Source organism: Aeromonas sp. 96A (assembly GCF_051919165.1).
In the GTDB taxonomy this organism is placed as follows: domain Bacteria; phylum Pseudomonadota; class Gammaproteobacteria; order Enterobacterales; family Aeromonadaceae; genus Aeromonas; species Aeromonas veronii.
Genome location: NZ_JBQBFE010000001.1, coordinates 2,379,385 through 2,395,924, shown reverse-complemented (window position 1 = coordinate 2,395,924; position 16,540 = coordinate 2,379,385). Strand labels below are relative to the sequence as shown.

14 protein-coding genes and 6 tRNA genes are annotated in these 16,540 nt (G+C 60.7%); 18 read left to right on the top strand and 2 right to left on the bottom strand.

All coding sequences use genetic code 11. The features are described 5' to 3' along the window. The first annotated feature begins 66 nt into the window (after positions 1–66). Together ybaK and ACTG2W_RS10955 are read left to right on the top strand one after the other, a co-directional pair. Positions 67–531 carry a Cys-tRNA(Pro) deacylase gene (gene ybaK, locus ACTG2W_RS10960; RefSeq protein WP_106844183.1) on the top strand — a complete coding sequence of 155 codons (465 nt, stop codon included), beginning with the start codon at positions 67–69 and terminating at the stop codon, positions 529–531. A gap of 184 nt (positions 532–715) precedes the next feature. After that, positions 716–1,600, top strand: coding sequence for a transporter substrate-binding domain-containing protein (locus ACTG2W_RS10955; protein ID WP_106844184.1), 885 nt, complete (start codon positions 716–718; stop codon positions 1,598–1,600). Here the strand turns inward: ACTG2W_RS10955 and ACTG2W_RS10950 are convergent. Next, the gene (locus tag ACTG2W_RS10950; RefSeq protein ID WP_103252113.1) at positions 1,594–2,478 is read right to left on the bottom strand and encodes a LysR family transcriptional regulator; all 885 of its coding nucleotides are present in this window, start codon (positions 2,476–2,478) and stop codon (positions 1,594–1,596) included. The genes ACTG2W_RS10955 and ACTG2W_RS10950 overlap by 7 nt on opposite strands. Positions 2,479–2,612: 134 nt before the next feature. On the opposite strand from ACTG2W_RS10950, the gene ACTG2W_RS10945 reads away from it, so the two are divergent. The 4 genes from ACTG2W_RS10945 (at position 2,613) to ACTG2W_RS10930 (ending at position 5,811) form a co-directional block, all read left to right on the top strand. Next, positions 2,613–3,014 (top strand): CidA/LrgA family protein, encoded by a 402-nt coding sequence (locus ACTG2W_RS10945; protein WP_106844200.1) that lies wholly within the window; start codon positions 2,613–2,615, stop codon positions 3,012–3,014. After that, the gene (locus ACTG2W_RS10940; RefSeq protein ID WP_041210813.1) at positions 3,007–3,696 is read left to right on the top strand and encodes an LrgB family protein; all 690 of its coding nucleotides are present in this window, start codon (positions 3,007–3,009) and stop codon (positions 3,694–3,696) included. The genes ACTG2W_RS10945 and ACTG2W_RS10940 overlap by 8 nt, the downstream gene beginning before the upstream one ends. A 74-nt stretch (positions 3,697–3,770) precedes the next feature. Further along, the gene (locus ACTG2W_RS10935; RefSeq protein WP_106844185.1) at positions 3,771–4,670 is read left to right on the top strand and encodes a hypothetical protein; all 900 of its coding nucleotides are present in this window, start codon (positions 3,771–3,773) and stop codon (positions 4,668–4,670) included. A gap of 277 nt (positions 4,671–4,947) precedes the next feature. Beyond that, positions 4,948–5,811, top strand: coding sequence for a patatin-like phospholipase family protein (locus tag ACTG2W_RS10930; protein ID WP_106844186.1), 864 nt, complete (start codon positions 4,948–4,950; stop codon positions 5,809–5,811). 78 nt (positions 5,812–5,889) lie between these two features. Here ACTG2W_RS10930 and mutS read toward each other — a convergent pair whose 3' ends face one another. Further along, a complete protein-coding gene (gene mutS, locus ACTG2W_RS10925; protein WP_106844187.1) occupies positions 5,890–8,472 on the bottom strand; it encodes a DNA mismatch repair protein MutS in 2,583 nt (860 codons plus the stop codon). Positions 8,473–8,689: 217 nt separating this feature from the next. Here mutS and pncC point away from each other — a divergent pair, with 217 nt between their 5' ends. From pncC to ACTG2W_RS10865, 12 genes are all read left to right on the top strand, one after another. Further along, entirely contained in the window at positions 8,690–9,181 is a 492-nt protein-coding gene (gene pncC / locus ACTG2W_RS10920) for a nicotinamide-nucleotide amidase (protein ID WP_106844188.1), read from the top strand. Between the two features lie 80 nt (positions 9,182–9,261). After that, complete coding sequence (gene recA, locus ACTG2W_RS10915) at positions 9,262–10,326, top strand: recombinase RecA (RefSeq protein ID WP_005348744.1); 1,065 nt, start codon at positions 9,262–9,264, stop codon at positions 10,324–10,326. 44 nt (positions 10,327–10,370) lie between these two features. Then, complete coding sequence (locus ACTG2W_RS10910) at positions 10,371–10,880, top strand: regulatory protein RecX (protein ID WP_043822097.1); 510 nt, start codon at positions 10,371–10,373, stop codon at positions 10,878–10,880. 295 nt (positions 10,881–11,175) lie between these two features. Next, on the top strand, positions 11,176–13,800 hold the full coding sequence (gene alaS, locus ACTG2W_RS10905) for an alanine--tRNA ligase (RefSeq protein WP_058058665.1): 2,625 nt from the start codon (positions 11,176–11,178) through the stop codon (positions 13,798–13,800). A gap of 16 nt (positions 13,801–13,816) precedes the next feature. Next, positions 13,817–15,055 (top strand): aspartate kinase, encoded by a 1,239-nt coding sequence (locus ACTG2W_RS10900; RefSeq protein WP_106844189.1) that lies wholly within the window; start codon positions 13,817–13,819, stop codon positions 15,053–15,055. Between the two features lie 103 nt (positions 15,056–15,158). Further along, complete coding sequence (gene csrA / locus ACTG2W_RS10895) at positions 15,159–15,347, top strand: carbon storage regulator CsrA (protein ID WP_005336053.1); 189 nt, start codon at positions 15,159–15,161, stop codon at positions 15,345–15,347. 213 nt (positions 15,348–15,560) lie between these two features. Further along, positions 15,561–15,653: transfer RNA gene (locus ACTG2W_RS10890), tRNA-Ser, on the top strand. 3 nt (positions 15,654–15,656) lie between these two features. After that, a tRNA-Arg gene (locus ACTG2W_RS10885) sits at positions 15,657–15,733 on the top strand. 100 nt (positions 15,734–15,833) lie between these two features. Beyond that, positions 15,834–15,910: transfer RNA gene (locus ACTG2W_RS10880), tRNA-Arg, on the top strand. Positions 15,911–15,935: 25 nt separating this feature from the next. Then, positions 15,936–16,012: transfer RNA gene (locus ACTG2W_RS10875), tRNA-Arg, on the top strand. A 29-nt stretch (positions 16,013–16,041) separates the two neighbouring features. Further along, a tRNA-Arg gene (locus ACTG2W_RS10870) sits at positions 16,042–16,118 on the top strand. Between the two features lie 28 nt (positions 16,119–16,146). After that, positions 16,147–16,223 (top strand) — tRNA-Arg (locus ACTG2W_RS10865). The last annotated feature ends 317 nt before the right edge of the window (positions 16,224–16,540 follow it).

Genomic DNA, 16,540 nt, shown 5'->3' with positions numbered 1-16,540 from the left:
TCCCCTGCCATGCAGGCGCAGACTGTTTGGCCTTGTTTTTATGCGATTCGATTCAAGGCAACCATCATGACTCCTGCCATCAACCTGCTGAAGAAGCTCAAAATTCCCCACAAGCTCTACCCCTACGAGTGCGACGCACACGACGATTTCGGCAAGCATGCCGCGACCCAGCTCGGGCTGCCGGAGGCGCAGGTGTTCAAGACTCTGGTTGCCCATCACGACAAGCATGCGGTGGTGGCCATCGTTCCCTCATCCGGCATGTGCAGTCTGAAACAGCTGGCCAAGGCGACCGGTCTCAAGAAGGTGGAGATGATGAAACCGGCGGAAGCGGAGAAGCTGACCGGTTACAAGGTGGGTGGCATCAGCCCGCTGGCGCAGAAGAAACAGTTGCCTACCGTGCTCGATGAGTCGGCGCTGCAGTTTGACGAGATCCTGGTGAGCGGCGGCAAGCGCGGTCTCTCGGTAGGGGTGGCGCCGCAGGATATGCTGACGTTGATGAAGTGGATCGCTGCTCCCATCGGCGAAGAGTAGTGCCGGGCACGGTGTGAACCTGCCCTCCGGGCCTGTGGTGGCCCGGAGGCGATGTGACTCGTGAGGATATCTGCCCGCATCCTCCTGTTTGTCGTGTTGCTTATCCTCGTCATAGGCCGCGCCAAGGTGGGGCACCCACGCTCAGGGCTACACTGAAAGTACCCTTTCAGCCAAGGCGCGGTTTATGTCACCCCTGCATCTGCTGGCTGCCGCTCTGTTCTGCATGTTGTCGCTGACCGGACAGGCGGCCACCCGGTTTACCTTCATCAGCCCGGAGAGCGAGCGGGATCCGCGCACTACTTATGATCGGGAGCTGCTGCGGCTCGCCCTCGACAAGACCCGCGACCAGTTTGGCGACTATCTGTTGGAGCCTGCGCCGCCCATGACCAAGGCGCGCGAGCGGCTCAGCATGCAGCTCGACAGCTATCCCAACCTCTTTGTAATGGACAGCTACAGCAGCACCCGCGAGGAGCTGGGGCTCACCTATGTCCGTTTTCCCATCCATTTGGGCATCGTCAGCTACCGCATCTGTTTTGTAAGCCCGCAGCAAAAGGCGGCGGTGAGTAAAGTGACCGACCTCAAGGGGTTGCGCCAGTTCACCTTCGGTCAGGGCAAGGGGTGGCTGGATGTGGATATCCTGCGTTACGCCGGGATGGAGGTGGTGGAGGTGGAGGGGTACGAGAAGTTGTTCAAGATGGTGGCGCGGGGCCGCTTCGATCTCTTCTGCCGCGGGGTGAGCGAGCTGCGCAGCGAGCAGCTGACCCACAAGGATATGACGGATCTGCTGGTGGATGACGCCTTGTTGATCTACTACCCGCTGCCCCGGGTTTTCTACACCAATCCCAACAATCGCGAGGCGCTGCAGCGGGTCGAACGGGGGTTGCAGCTGGCGTGGCAGGATGGTTCGCTACAGGCGCTGTGGCGCAAGAGCTTTGGCCCGGCCATCGCCTTTGCCAAGCTCTCCCAGCGCCGACTGTTGCGGCTGGATAATCACTTCCTCGACGGGATCAGCTTCGATTACCGCCCCTACTTCTACAATCCGCAGACCGATCGCTTCGGCGATTACTGAGGTGCCTGCCGCTGGCGGCAGAGGGCCAGCCAAGCCTCGGCGGTGCGCGACAGATAGCGCTCGCTCGGCCAGATCACCCCGAGTCGCCAGCTCAGTTCGGGCTCCAGCGGCCGCAGCACCAGACCATCCGGGGTCAGCCGGTGGCAGACCGGCTCCGGCAAGAAGGCGACCCCCATGCCGCTGCGTACCATGGCGGTGAGAAAATCCCACTGGCTGCTGCGCGCTGCCACCTGCGGCACAAAGCCCGCTTCCTGACACGCCTGCTCCAGCCGCTCGCTCAGGGTAAACGCCTGGGTATAGAGCAGGAAGGGCTCCTCCTGCAGGGACTCGAGCCGCAGCGGTGCCTCGCCATGCCAGCGCGGTTGATCCGGCAGCACCACCCGGATCGGGTATTGATCCAGCTCCAGCGCGCTGAGGGCGCCCCCCTCTTTGGTCGGCAGCATGGTGATGGCGAGATCCAGCTCCCCCTCCAGCACCGCCTGTTCAATGCGGCGACCGCCGTACTCCACCAGGGTCAGTTCCACCTTGGGATAGCGGGTGCGGTAGGCGCGGATCAGATCCGCATAGACGTGACCCACCATGGGGGGAATGCCGAGGGTGAGGCGACCGTGTTGCAAGCTCTGCAGATCCGCCAGTTCGGCCTCCAGCTGCTGCATCTCCGCCAAGATGGTCTGGGCCCGGTTGAACAGCACCTGGCCGCTGTCGGTCAGGGTAAAGCGGCGCCCCTCCCGGTTGAGCAGGGGTTGGCCCAGCTCCTCTTCGATATTGCGGATCATCTTGCTGATGGTGGGCTGGGTGACGAACAGTTTTTCAGAGGCGCGGGTGAAGCTTTTTTCCCGCACCAGTTCGACAAAATAGCGCAGGGCGCGAATATCCATGGACTCTCTCGACTCGTGTTGGTGGGTACGGGATGAAGTATGCCTATGCGGCATGAATTTGATAATTTTAATTCATTTCTGGCAGGTTTTGCTCAACTCTATACTGTGAGCCGGTTCACAGAAAGACGATGATCATGAAAGCCCTCTGCTTGCGCTGGTTACAGACTCCCTTCCAGATTGTGTTGCTGGCAGCCATCTGGCTGCTGGCCGATACCGCGGTGCGTACCCTCCATCTGCCGCTGCCCGCCAACCTCACCGGCATGCTGTTGCTGCTGGCCTGCATCCTGCTCGGGGTGGTCAAGGCGCAGTGGTTTGAGGCGGGGGCTCGCCGGCTGCTGGCAGAGATGCTGCTCTTCTTCGTGCCTGCCGTAGTCGCGGTGGTCAACTATCAGGATCTGCTGTTGCAGGAGGGGTGGCGCATCATGGTGCTGCTGCTGGTGAGCACCACGCTGGTGCTCGGCACCACGGCGTTGGTGGTGGACCGGGTCTACCGCCTCGAACTGAAACTGGCCCGCCGGAGTCGCCGTCATGTCTGATACCCTGCTCGGGCTGATCTGCTTCGCCCTCACCCTGCTCTTCTACTACGCCAGCAAATGGCTCTATGGCAAAAAGCGCATTCTGCCGCTGATGCCCCTGCTGCTGGCGCCGACCCTGCTGGTGGCCGTGGTGCTGCTGTTCCACATCCCCTATCAGGATTACATGGCGGAATCCCACTGGCTGCTCTGGCTGCTGGGGCCGGCGACCGTTGCCTTCGCCGTGCCGGTCTACGAGAACCGCCAGCTCATTCGTCGCCACTGGTTGTCGCTGTCGGTTGGGGTGGTCGCCTCGGTCATCATGGCGGTGGGGAGTACCGTGCTGCTGGCCCGCTGGCTGGATCTCTCCGACATGTTGCAGCGCAGTCTGGCGATGCGTTCCATCACTACGCCGTTTGCGGTGGAGGCGACCCGCGCCATCGGCGGTCAGAGCGATCTCACCGCGCTGTTTGTTGTGCTGACCGGTGTCATCGGCATGGCGGTGGGGGAGAGCGTGCTGACCGTGCTGGCCATTCGCAGTCGCCTCGGCAAGGGGGCGGGGTTTGGCGCCTCGGCCCACGGCGCTGGTACTGCCAAGGCTTATCAGATGGGTAATGAGGAGGGAGTGGTCTCCAGTATGGTGATGATGATCGCCGGTATGGTGACCGTGCTGCTGGCGCCCCTGCTGGGCCGGATGTTCTGGTAGGCCTGGCTTCCCTTTAGAAGGCTGCTCGCCCCGGCGCTACACTCTAGTGAGCCTGTATTTCCGGGATGAGCAGTATGACCTTTCATCGCCTCGCTTCCTGCTTGCTGCTGTGCAGTCTTTCCCTCCTTGCCACTCCCCTAAGGGCGAGCGACGTCATCACTCATATCAGCCCCGAGAGCGATCGGGACTTGCGTACCCTCTATTTTCGCGATCTGTTGCAGCTGGCGCTGGAGAAGACCCGCGATAGCTTCGGTGACTACGAGCTGCGGACCGCGCCGCCGATGAACCGTATCCGGATGCGACAGATTGTGCAGACTCAGCAATACCCCAATCTGTTTGTGGCCGACAGTCTGCGCCCGGCCGCAGAGAGCGAAGCGCTGGATTACGTCCGTTTTCCGGTGGAGCTGGGCATCCTCGGTTATCGCATCTGCTTTGTCAGTCCGCAGCAGGCCGACGCAGTGGCAAGGGTCAATACCCTGAACGACCTGCAGCAATTTCTGCACGGGCAGGGGCGTGGCTGGCAGGATGCGGAGATCCTGCGTCATGGGAGTTTCAAGGTGCAGGAGATCGACGGTTACGAGCGGCTGTTCAAGCTGGTGGCCCGTGGCCGCATCGATCTCTTCTGCCGCGGTGCCAACGAGCTCTTTATCGAGCAGGAGCAGCACAGTGATCTGCCCGGTCTCACTGTGGATCGGCGAGTGGCGCTGCACTATCCCTTCCTCCACCTCTTCTACACCCACAAGGATAATCAGGCCGCCATCCGCCGCCTCTCGGTTGGCCTCAAGCTGGCGTGGCGGGATGGCTCGCTGCAACAGCTCTGGCTGCGCCACTTCAAACCTTCCCTCGAGCAGGCGCAGCTCCCCAGGCGCCTGCTGTTCGAGTTGGCCAATCCGCGCCTTGATAAGGTGGACTTTGATTATCGGGCCTACCACTACAACCCCGTCGACGGGACGTTCGGGCCCGGGCTGCCTTGATCCTGATGGTGCTGTTCCCGGATAAAGGGCCGGATCTGCCGATGCGCTTAAGCATGCCAAAAAGGCATGTTTTTTATTATTTAAATTCATTTTTTGAAGGTTGGTGCACTGCATATACTGGGGGTCGCTTCACGGTTCAGGTTTGCCCTTGCACTGCTTCTGGCTTGCGCGAGTGGCTTGAATCGTCCTGCTGCGGCGTCTTGATGTTCTGCATGAAGGCGTCCATCACTGGGCCGGGATCGATCCCGGCAGGTATTACAGCTGACAGAGCCTTGTTATGTTTAATCCCCACTCTTGTGCCCTGATTGTCGAAGGGGGCGCGATGCGCGGCATCTTTGCCAGCGGCGTGCTCGATGCCTTCGTGGAAAGCCATCACTATCCGTTCGATTTCGTCATGGGCGTCTCGGCCGGTGCCACCAATCTGGTCTCCTACCTGAGCGAGCAGCCGCGCCGCAGCCACCACATCATCACCGAGCTGGCTTGCAGCTCCCGGTTTCTCGATCCCTTGCGTTTCGTCAAAGGGGGCGATCTGGTGGACATCGGCTGGCTATGGCAGGCCAGTCGCCATCGCTTCCCGCTCGATCTCGAGACCTTCTGCGCCCGCGACATTCCCTTCTACGCGGTGGCGACCGATGTGGCGAGCGGCAAGGCCATCTATCTGCCGGTGCGGCCCGACAACATGGATGAGGTGCTGACTGCCACCTGCGCTCTGCCGGTGGTGCAGCACGATACCCCCTGCGTCGATGGTCGCCCGATGGCTGATGGCGGGATCAGCGACTCCATTCCGGTGAGCGAGGCTTATCGTCGCGGGGCGCGGCGGATGACGGTGGTGCTGTCGGAGCCCTGGGGATATCGCAAGAAGCCGGCCCGTTTCTGCTGGATGGTCAAAGCCTTGCTGAAAACCCAGCCTGCGCTGGCGCAAGCCATGCTGGAGCGGGATCGCGTCTACAACCAAGCTCTCGATTTCATTGCCAATCCCCCTGCCGATTGCGACATCGAGGTGATCGCGCCACCGGCCGATTTCATGGTCTCCCGTTTTACCCAGGATCCGGTCAAGCTGGAGTCCGGTTATCTGCAGGGCTACTGGCAGGGGCGCCAGAGCCTGCTGCGGGCCCGTGGAGAGGCGCGAGCGGTGGCCTGACTGGTTTGCCGGGTGATGAATATAAAAAGGGGAACCTCGCGGTTCCCCTTTTTTGCATGCTTGCGCTGTAGTCGCTGGTTACAGCATCTGTTTGAGGCGATAGAGCAGATCCAGCGCCTGACGGGGGGTGAGCTCGTCCGGGCGCACTGCTTCCAGCTCTTCAACCACCGGATGAGGCTGCGGGGCGAGGGCCACCGGGGCAGGGCGGCTTTCACCGGCGGCGACCGGAGTGGCGCTCTCCAGCTCGTGCAGTTTGTGGCGGGCCTGCTGGATCACCGATTTCGGCACCCCCGCCAGTGCGGCAACTTGCAGACCGTAGGAGCGGCTGGCCGCCCCCTCCTGCACCGCGTGCATAAAGGCGATGGTGTCGCCGTGCTCCACTGCATCGAGGTGGACGTTGGCCAGCCCGCTCATCAGCTCCGGCAAGCGGGTCAGCTCGAAGTAGTGGGTGGCAAACAGGGTGTAGGCACCGATCTTGCTCGCCAGCTGTTCGGCGCAGGCCCACGCCAGCGAGAGGCCGTCGTATGTGCTGGTGCCGCGGCCAATTTCGTCCATCAGCACCAGACTGCGGGCGGTGGCGTTGTTGAGGATGTTGGCGGTCTCGGTCATCTCCACCATAAAGGTGGAGCGGCCGGAGGCGAGATCATCCGAGGCTCCGATGCGGGTGAAAATGCGATCGATGGGGCCGATGCGGGCGCTGTCGGCCGGCACGAAGGCGCCGATGTGGGCCAGCAGCACGATCAGCGCGGTCTGGCGCATGTAGGTCGATTTACCGCCCATGTTGGGGCCGGTGATGATCAGCATCCGCCGCTCCCGCTCCAGCCGGATGGGGTTGGCGATGAAGGGGTCGGTCATCACCTGCTCCACCACCGGATGGCGGCCCGCCTCGATGAGGATCTGATCTTCGTCGATGAGGGTGGGGCAGCGATAGTCGAGGGTCTCGGCCCGCTCGGCCAGGTTGGCCAGCACGTCCAGCTCCGCCAGCGCGGCGGCGGAATCCTGCAGATCGCCGAGGTGGGGCAGCAGGGCGTCGAGCAGCTCTTCGTAGAGCCGTTTCTCCAGCGCCAGCGCCTGGGACTGGGCGGTGAGTACCTTGTCCTCGTACTTCTTCAGCTCATCGATGATGTAGCGTTCGTTGTTCTTGAGGGTCTGGCGGCGGATGTAGTGGGCCGGCACCAGATGGCTGTTGGCGCGGCTTACCTCGATATAGAAGCCGTGTACCTTGTTGTAACCCACCTTGAGGGTGTTGATGCCGGTCAGCAGCTTCTCCCGCTCCTCGATGCGGGCGAGGCTGGCGGTGGCGCCGTTGGCCAGATCCCGTAGCTCGTCCAGCTCCTGATTGAAGCCGTCACGGATGACGCCACCATCGCGGATCAGCACCGGCGGCACCTCCATCACCGCACGTTCCAGCAGGTCGAGCAGCTCGGGGAAGGTGCTGGACCGCTCGCGCAGCTGCTGCACCGCCTCGTGCTCGCTCTCCGCCAGCAGGCGCTGCAGTTCGGGCAGCTGGGCAAAAGCCTGCCGCAGCCGGGTGAGATCGCGCGGACGGGCCGAGCGCAGGGCCAGACGCGCCAGCACCCGCTCCACATCGCCGACCTGGCGCAGCAAACCGCCCAACTCGTCATAGAGGTTCTGCTCGATCAGCTCCTTGATGGTGCTCTGGCGACCTTTCAGGATCACCCGATCGCGGATCGGCTGGTGGATCCAGCGCTTGAGCAGCCGGCTGCCCATCGGCGTGGCGGTGCAATCGAGCACGGCGGAGAGGGTGTTGTCGTGACCGCCGGCCAGATTCTGGGTCAGCTCCAGATTGCGGCGGGTGGCGGCATCCATGATGACCGCGTGATCCGGCTGCTCGAGGCGCACGCTGCGAATGTGGGGCAGGGCGGTGCGCTGGGTGTCCTTGACGTACTGCATCAGGCAACCGGCAGCGCACAGGGCGGTCTCGCTCTGCTCGACGCCAAAGCCCACCAGATCCTGGGTACCGAATTGTTGGCAGAGCAGCTTGCGGGCGGTGCCGAGCTCGAACTCCCACTCCGGGCGCCGGCGCAGACCGCGGCGACCCTCGACGTGGTGCAGGAAGGCGAAGGATTCGGGGTAGAGCAGCTCCGCCGGATTGGTGCGCTGCAGCTCCGCCAGCAGGGTCTCTTCCTTCTCGAACTGGTTGATGAAGAAGCGGCCCGAGCCGATGTCCATGGTGCCATAGCCGAAGCGGCGGCCATCGTGATAGACGGCGGCGATCAGGTTGTCCTGCCGCTCGCTGAGCAGTGCCTCGTCGGAGACGGTGCCCGGGGTGATGATGCGAATGACCTTGCGCTCCACCGGCCCCTTGCTGGTGGCGGGATCCCCCACCTGTTCGCAGATGGCGGCAGACTCGCCGAGCTGCACCAGCTTGGCCAGATAACCCTCGATGGCGTGATAGGGCACGCCTGCCATAGGGATGGGGCTGCCGGCCGACTGGCCGCGCTTGGTCAGGGAGATGTCGAGCAGCTGGGAGGCCTTGCGGGCATCGTCATAGAACAACTCGTAGAAGTCGCCCATCCGGTAGAACAGCAGGATCTCCGGGTTCTCGGCCTTGAGGGTCAGATACTGCTGCATCATGGGCGTGTGGGCGCTGAGATTGGCGCTTGGTGCGGCGCCAGTAGCTTGGTGTTGTGCGGTCATGTTCTATTCCAGAAGGGGCCTCTGCGGGCCCGGGTCTGCGGTGATGAGCCTTGAGCTTGATGGCGCCATTCTACACATAAGCGCCGCGCCGGGGGAGGTTGGCTCACACCACCATTTGGCTGATGCGAGTCATCAGCCTTGTGACAATCAGCTCAGTTGCGAGGGGCTGCGGCGGGATCGCATAATGTGCCCTTTCCACGCATCAGAAGGAGCTGTAATGAAACTGGACGCAGAGATAGAGCACCTCGCCATCGAGCTGGGGCGGGCCCTTGGTCAACGGGGCTGGCTGGCGGCGACCGCCGAATCCTGTACCGGCGGTGGAGTGGCTACGGCCATCACCGACATCGCAGGCAGCTCCGGCTGGTTCGATCGCGGTTTTGTCACCTACACCAACGAAGCCAAGCAGCAGATGTTGGGGGTGAGCAGCGAGAGCCTTGAACAGCACGGTGCAGTGAGCGAAGCTGTGGTGCTGGAGATGGCCCGCGGCGCGCTGGTGCACTCGTCTGCCTCCATCAGCGTTGCTATCAGTGGCATCGCCGGCCCCGGCGGCGCCACCGAGGGCAAGCCGGTCGGCACCGTCTGGTTCGCCTGGGCCGACAGCAATGGCCGCCACCACTCCCTGCTCGCCCGCTTCGACGGGGATCGCCGGCAGGTACGTCAGCAGGCGGTGAGACAGGCCTTGTCGGGTCTGTTGGCTCTGCTCAGATAAATTGGGCTTGATACTGTATGAATAGACAGTATACTTAGCCCAACTTCACTTCTTACTCACGATTTCCAGCGGAGATTGGCATGGATCAGAACAAACAGAAGGCACTGGCGGCTGCGCTGGGTCAGATTGAAAAGCAGTTCGGCAAAGGTTCCATCATGCGTCTGGGCGACAGCAAGACCATGGATATCGAAGCCATCTCTACCGGTTCCCTCTCGCTGGACGTGGCGCTGGGCATTGGCGGTCTGCCGTGTGGCCGTATCGTCGAGATCTACGGCCCGGAATCTTCCGGTAAAACCACCCTCACCCTGCAGGTGATCGCGGAAGCCCAGAAGAAGGGCAAAACCTGTGCCTTCGTCGATGCGGAACACGCCCTCGACCCTATCTATGCTGCCAAGCTGGGCGTCAACGTCGACGACCTGCTCATCTCTCAGCCGGATACCGGTGAACAGGCGCTGGAGATCTGCGACATGCTGGTGCGCTCCAACGCGGTTGACGTCATCATCGTCGACTCCGTGGCGGCCCTGACGCCGAAAGCGGAAATCGAAGGGGAGATGGGTGACTCCCACGTTGGCCTGCAGGCTCGTCTGATGTCCCAGGCGCTGCGCAAACTGACCGCCAACATCAAGAACGCCAACTGCCTGTGTATCTTCATCAACCAGATCCGGATGAAGATCGGCGTTATGTTCGGTAGCCCGGAGACCACTACCGGTGGTAACGCGCTCAAGTTCTACGCCTCCGTGCGTCTGGATATCCGTCGTATCGGCGCTATCAAGGAAGGTGACGAAGTGGTCGGTAACGAGACTCGCGTCAAAGTGGTCAAGAACAAAGTTGCCCCGCCCTTCAAGCAGGCTGAATTCCAGATCTTCTACGGTGCCGGTATCTCCAAAGAGGGCGAGCTGGTGGATCTCGGCGTCAAGCACAAGCTGATCGACAAGGCGGGTGCCTGGTACAGCTACAACGGCGAGAAGATCGGTCAGGGCAAGGCCAACGTGATGAAGCTGTTCGCCGAGAACAAGGTGATGGCTGGTGAAGTGGAGGCTCGTCTGCGCGAGCTGCTGCTCTCCGGCGCAGTGCCTGTCGATGACAAGGCTGCACCGGTTGAGGCAGACGAGTTCGATGCCGAAAGCGAACAAGAGTTCGAATAAGGAACAAAGGAAGGCCGGGTAGATACCCGGCCTTGTTATTTATGATGGTTGATGAATCCGTTACCGAACCGGTCGAGCCTGCCGAACCGACCTTTGCCGAGCAGCTGGCCGCTGCCCGTGCTTATGCCATGCGCAGTCTGGCCCGTCGCGAGAGTGCCGAGTCAGAGCTGGCCAACCGGCTGCGCCAGCAGGGCTTCAATGAAGAGGTGATCGAGGCGGTGGTCGACTACTGCCGCGGTTACAACTGGGTCAATGACGAACGTTACGGCGGTATGGCTGTACGGGCCGGTGCCGCCAAGGGCCATGGCCCCATCAAGATCCGTTTCGATCTGCGCCGCAAGGGGCTCGACGATATGCAGATTGATGCCGCATTCGATCAGCCGGAGCTGGACTGGTTCGAACTGGCGTTTGCCCTGCTCGAACGGCGCGCCCGGGTGGCCGATCTGGCGGATTTCAAGCTGCGGATGAAGTGGCTCAAGTATCTGCTGGGGCGCGGCTTTACCCAGGATCAGGCCCGTTATGCCATCTCTGCCCTGCAGGAGCGGGAGGAGTAACGCCACTGCGTGGCAAACGTTGTTTCACCTCTCCTTATGGCAGGTTTTTCCTGCCCGTTCAGTAGCTTGCGCGCACAATCCCGAAAAAGCGGCCTTTTGTTCATCTCATCCCTCTTTATGCGCTGCTTTTTTGCCTCTCGACAGTGAAAAAAGCCACTGTAGGCAGTGGCGCTCTTTTCTGGCCCGTTTATGTGCGCTTTTTCGCCCGTGGCGGCCCTGTCCGTTTTACTTTACCCCGCAGAAAACTTACATTAATGCGGTTAAAAGTCCGTATTCGAATCAAGCAGGATTTTCCATGTATATGTCCACGTCAGAGATTCGCGCTGCGTTTCTCGAGTATTTCCGTTCCCAGGGGCACCAGGTTGTCTCCTCCAGCTCGCTGGTACCGCATAACGACCCGACCCTGTTGTTTACCAACGCGGGTATGAACCAGTTCAAGGACGTGTTCCTTGGCGCAGACAAGCGTGCCTACAATCGTGCGACGACTTCCCAGCGTTGCGTGCGTGCCGGTGGTAAGCACAACGATCTGGAAAACGTCGGCTATACCGCTCGTCACCACACCTTCTTCGAAATGCTGGGCAACTTCAGCTTCGGTGACTACTTCAAGCAGGATGCCATCAAGTTTGCATGGGGCTTCCTGACCGAGGTGCTGCAGCTGCCGAAAGAGCGCCTGCTGGTGACCGTCTACGCGACTGACGATGAAGCTTTCGATATCTGGGAAAAAGAGGTCGGTGTCCCGGCCGATCGCATCGTGCGCATCGGTGACAACAAGGGTGCCCCTTACGCTTCCGACAACTTCTGGGCGATGGGCGATACCGGCCCGTGCGGTCCCTGCACCGAGATCTTCTATGACCACGGCGATCACATCTGGGGTGGCCGTCCCGGCTCACCGGAAGAGGATGGCGACCGTTTCATCGAGATCTGGAACGTGGTCTTCATGCAGTTCAACCGTCAGGCTGACGGCACCATGGAGCCGCTGCCGCGTCCGTCCGTGGATACCGGCATGGGTCTGGAGCGTATCTCCGCCATCATGCAGGGTGTCCACTCCAACTACGAAATCGACATCTTCCAGGCGCTGATCAAGAAAGCGGCCGAGATTGTCGGCACCACCGATCTGAGCAACCAGTCCCTGCGCGTCATCGCTGACCACATCCGCTCCTGCGCCTTCCTGGTGGCAGATGGCGTGATGCCGTCCAACGAAGGTCGTGGCTATGTGCTGCGTCGCATCATCCGCCGCGCCGTGCGTCACGGTCGCAAGCTGGGCGCGACCGATGTCTTCTTCTACAAACTGGCTGCCGAGCTGGCAGTGCAGATGAAGGATGTCGCTGCCGAGCTGATCGCCCAGCTGCCGCTGGTCGAGCGCGTGCTGCGCATCGAAGAGGAGCAGTTTGTCCGCACCCTGGATCGCGGTCTGCTGCTGCTGGAAGATGCTCTGGCCAACCTGGGTGATGCCAAGGTTATTCCGGGTGAGGTGGTGTTCAAGCTGTATGACACTTACGGCTTCCCGGCCGACCTGACTGCCGACGTGGTGCGCGAGCGCGAGATCGGCATCGACGAAGAGGGCTTCAAGGCCGAGATGGAGAAGCAGCGTGCTCGTGCCAAAGAGGCTTCCAGCTTCGGCGTGAACTACAACGAGATGCTCAAGCTCGACTTCGAGACCCCCTTCACCGGTTACAAGACCCTGACCGAGCGTACCCGCGTGGTCGGTATCTACAAGGGTGTGGAAGAGGTGAGCGGTCTTATCGCCGGTGACGAAGCGGTCATCGTGCTGGAAGAGACCCCCTTCTACGCCGAATCCGGCGGCCAGATTGGCGACAGCGGTACCCTGAAAGTGGACGACGGCATCTTTGCCGTGACCGACACCCAGAAAGCGGGCAAGGCGATCATCCACAAGGGCTACATGGAGCTGGGCACCCTGGAGAAAGGGGCTGAGGTCGAGGCCGTGGTAGACGCTGACCGTCGTCAGGCCATTGCCCTGAACCACTCAGTGACTCACCTGCTGCACGCAGCTCTGCGTCAGGCACTGGGCGAGCATGTCACTCAGAAAGGTTCTCTGGTTGGGGCTGAGCGCATGCGCTTTGACTTCTCCCACTTCGAGGGGCTGACCATGGCGACCATTCGCCGGGTCGAGGAGCTGGTCAACAACCAGATCCGCGCCAACCACGAAATCACCACCCAGCTGATGGATCTGGAAGCGGCCAAGTCCGCCGGTGCCATGGCGCTGTTTGGTGAAAAATATGAAGACGACGTGCGCGTGGTGCGCATGGGCGACTACTCCACCGAGCTGTGCGGCGGTACTCACGCCAAGCGCACCGGTGATATCGGCTTCTTCAAGATCATCGCCGAGAGCGGTATCGCAGCTGGCGTGCGCCGTATCGAAGCGGTGACCGGCAAAGCGGCCATCGACTTCATGCATCAGGTTGGCGAGCAGATCGAAGAGGCTGCTGCCCTGGTGAAAGGCGACCAGTTCTGCATCGCCGACAAGGTTCGCCAGATGCTGGACAAGGCCAAGATGATGGAGCGCGAGCTGGAGCAGCTCAAGGCCAAGCTGGCCGCTCAGGCTGGTAACGATCTGCTGGGTCAGGTGATCGAGATCAACGGTCAGAAGGTGCTGGTTGCAGCGCTGGAAGGGGCCGATCCGAAATCCTTGCGCGGCATGCTGGACGAACTGAAGAACCAGATGAAGTCCGGTGTCGTGCTGCTGGCCACCTGTGCCGACGGCAAGGTCAACCTGATCGCCGGTGTCACCAACGACCTGACCGGCAAGGTCAAGGCCGGTGAACTGGTCAATCTGGTTGCCCAGCAGGTGGGTGGCAAGGGCGGTGGCCGTCCGGACATGGCACAGGCGGGTGGTACCCAGCCTGAGGCGGTGCCGGCAGCGCTGCAATCCGTTCACTCCTGGCTGGAAGAGCGCCTGTAATCGGGCGAGGTGATCTGTGGCACTCTATGTACAGAAGTACGGCGGCACCTCGGTCGGCACACTGGAGCGGATCGAGGCGGTAGCTGAGCGGGTCGAGCAGACCCGCGCCCAGGGACACGACGTGGTGGTGGTTGTCTCCGCCATGTCGGGCGAAACCAACCGGTTGCTGGGCATGGCCCAGCAACTGGATCCTGATGCCAACCGGCGGGAGATGGATGTACTGGTCTCCACCGGTGAGCAGGTCACCATAGCGCTGCTGGCGATCGCGTTGAACAAACGCGGTTGTCCTGCGGTCTCAATGACCGGTGATCAGGTACGGATTCACACCGATTCCGCCTATGGCAAGGCGCGCATCACCCGCATCGACACCGAGCTGGTTCATGCCGAACTGGCTGCGGGCAAGGTGGTGGTGATCGCCGGTTTCCAGGGCCGTGACGAGCATAACGCCATCACAACCCTGGGCCGCGGCGGTTCGGATACCACGGCGGTTGCCGTGGCTGCGGCCATCAAGGCCGATGAGTGCCAGATCTTTACCGATGTGGATGGGGTATACACCACGGATCCGCGCATCGAGCCCAAGGCGCGTCGTCTCGACACCATCACCTTCGAGGAGATGCTGGAGATGGCCAGTCTCGGCGCCAAGGTGTTGCAGATCCGCTCGGTGGAGTTTGCGGGCAAGTACCGCGTCCCGCTGCGGGTGCTGTCGAGCTTTATCGATGGAGAGGGAACCTTAATCACATATGGAGGTGATAGGATGGAAGCTCCCCTGGTATCCGGGATCGCTTTTAACCGCAACGAGGCCAGCCTGACCATTCTGGGCGTGCCGGACAGACCGACCGTTGCCGCGCAGATCCTGAATCCGATCAGCGACGCCAACATTGATGTCGACATGATTGTGCAGAACACCCTGGGAGATGGCACCGCCGACTTCACCTTCACGGTGAATCGTGACGACTATCGCCGCGCCCGGGCACTGCTGGAGGAGACCGCCACCGAACTTGGCGCCTCCTGCGTGCAGGGAAATGGCGAAATTGCCAAGGTTTCCATTGTCGGTGTCGGCATGTGGAACCATCCCGGTGTTGCGCGCACCATGTTCAAGGTATTGGGCGAGGAGGGGATCAACATGCAGTTGATCTCGACCTCTGAAATCAAAATCTCTGTGGTGATTGACGAGAAGTATCTGGAGTTGGCGGTGCGAGCCCTGCACGCGGCTTTCGGGTTGGATCAGGCACCGCAAGAGCAGCCCTTGGGCTAACAATCTCTGATTGATTTAGTTTCAACCATTTACCATATCGGTATCTTTGTTAGATAATGTCGCATATCGATATAAAAACAAAACAGGATACAGGAGCAAGCGAATGCTTATTTTGACTCGTCGTGTTGGGGAAACCCTGATGATTGGTGATGAAGTGACTGTCACCGTACTGGGCGTTAAAGGCAACCAGGTCCGTATCGGTGTTAACGCGCCGAAAGAGGTCTCCGTACACCGCGAAGAGATCTACCAGCGCATCCAGGCCGAGAAAGTTCCGGGCCAACCGGGCTTCTAAGCCACTTTCATGGCTGTGACAAGGCGACACCTCATGTGTCGCCTTTTGTTTTTCCGGCCCCCTGAAATTGCCCTGCAGGGCGCGAAACTGCGGGATAAGTGCCGATATTGTTTGAATATTCCACGCTTTGACCAAATGCTGAGCGAACGCACTTTTTTCTCCAAAAAAGTGTTTGACTAAAAATCCCTGTGAAGTATTATCAGCCCCGCAAACGGAGAGGTGGCCGAGAGGCTGAAGGCGCTCCCCTGCTAAGGGAGTATGCGGCTTATACCCGCATCGGGGGTTCGAATCCCCCCTTCTCCGCCATTTGCGCCCGTAGCTCAGCTGGATAGAGTACCTGGCTACGAACCAGGTGGTCAGAGGTTCGAATCCTCTCGGGCGCACCATATTACGACTCAAGCAAGAGTCATGTGTTGACCATCAGCAAGTCGACACTTTGGAAAAGGCTTACTGATAAGTAAGCTTTTTTTATCGTTTTAAAACAGGGCGCCCGTAGCTCAGCTGGATAGAGTACCTGGCTACGAACCAGGTGGTCAGAGGTTCGAATCCTCTCGGGCGCACCATTTAAAACGACACAACGATTTATGAGCGCCCGTAGCTCAGCTGGATAGAGTACCTGGCTACGAACCAGGTGGTCAGAGGTTCGAATCCTCTCGGGCGCACCATTTTTCAAGCAGTACACAAAAGTTTGTGAGCGCCCGTAGCTCAGCTGGATAGAGTACCTGGCTACGAACCAGGTGGTCAGAGGTTCGAATCCTCTCGGGCGCACCATATTTCAAGCAGTACCAAAAGTTTATGAGCGCCCGTAGCTCAGCTGGATAGAGTACCTGGCTACGAACCAGGTGGTCAGAGGTTCGAATCCTCTCGGGCGCACCATACAGACAGCCCCGACTTCGGTCGGGGCTGTTTTTTTATGGGCGACATTTACCCCTGTCGTGTGGATCCGCGTTCGCTGTGGCGGCCGGGTCACCCTCCTGCCTGTCTGTTCTTGTCCTCTTTTATACCTCTTCTGTTATTGAGCCGCGTTCTTCTGAACGGTACAAGCTTTTGCCTCATCTGCAAGCCTGCTGTTGCAACGGCAGATGCCACGCCGCTCATCCCCCTGGGTTTGCTAACCGACATCCTGCAAGGCCTGCTGAGGCGTTTTGCGGGTAATAAAAAAGGATGCCGCAGCATCCTCTTGTGTTGAGATA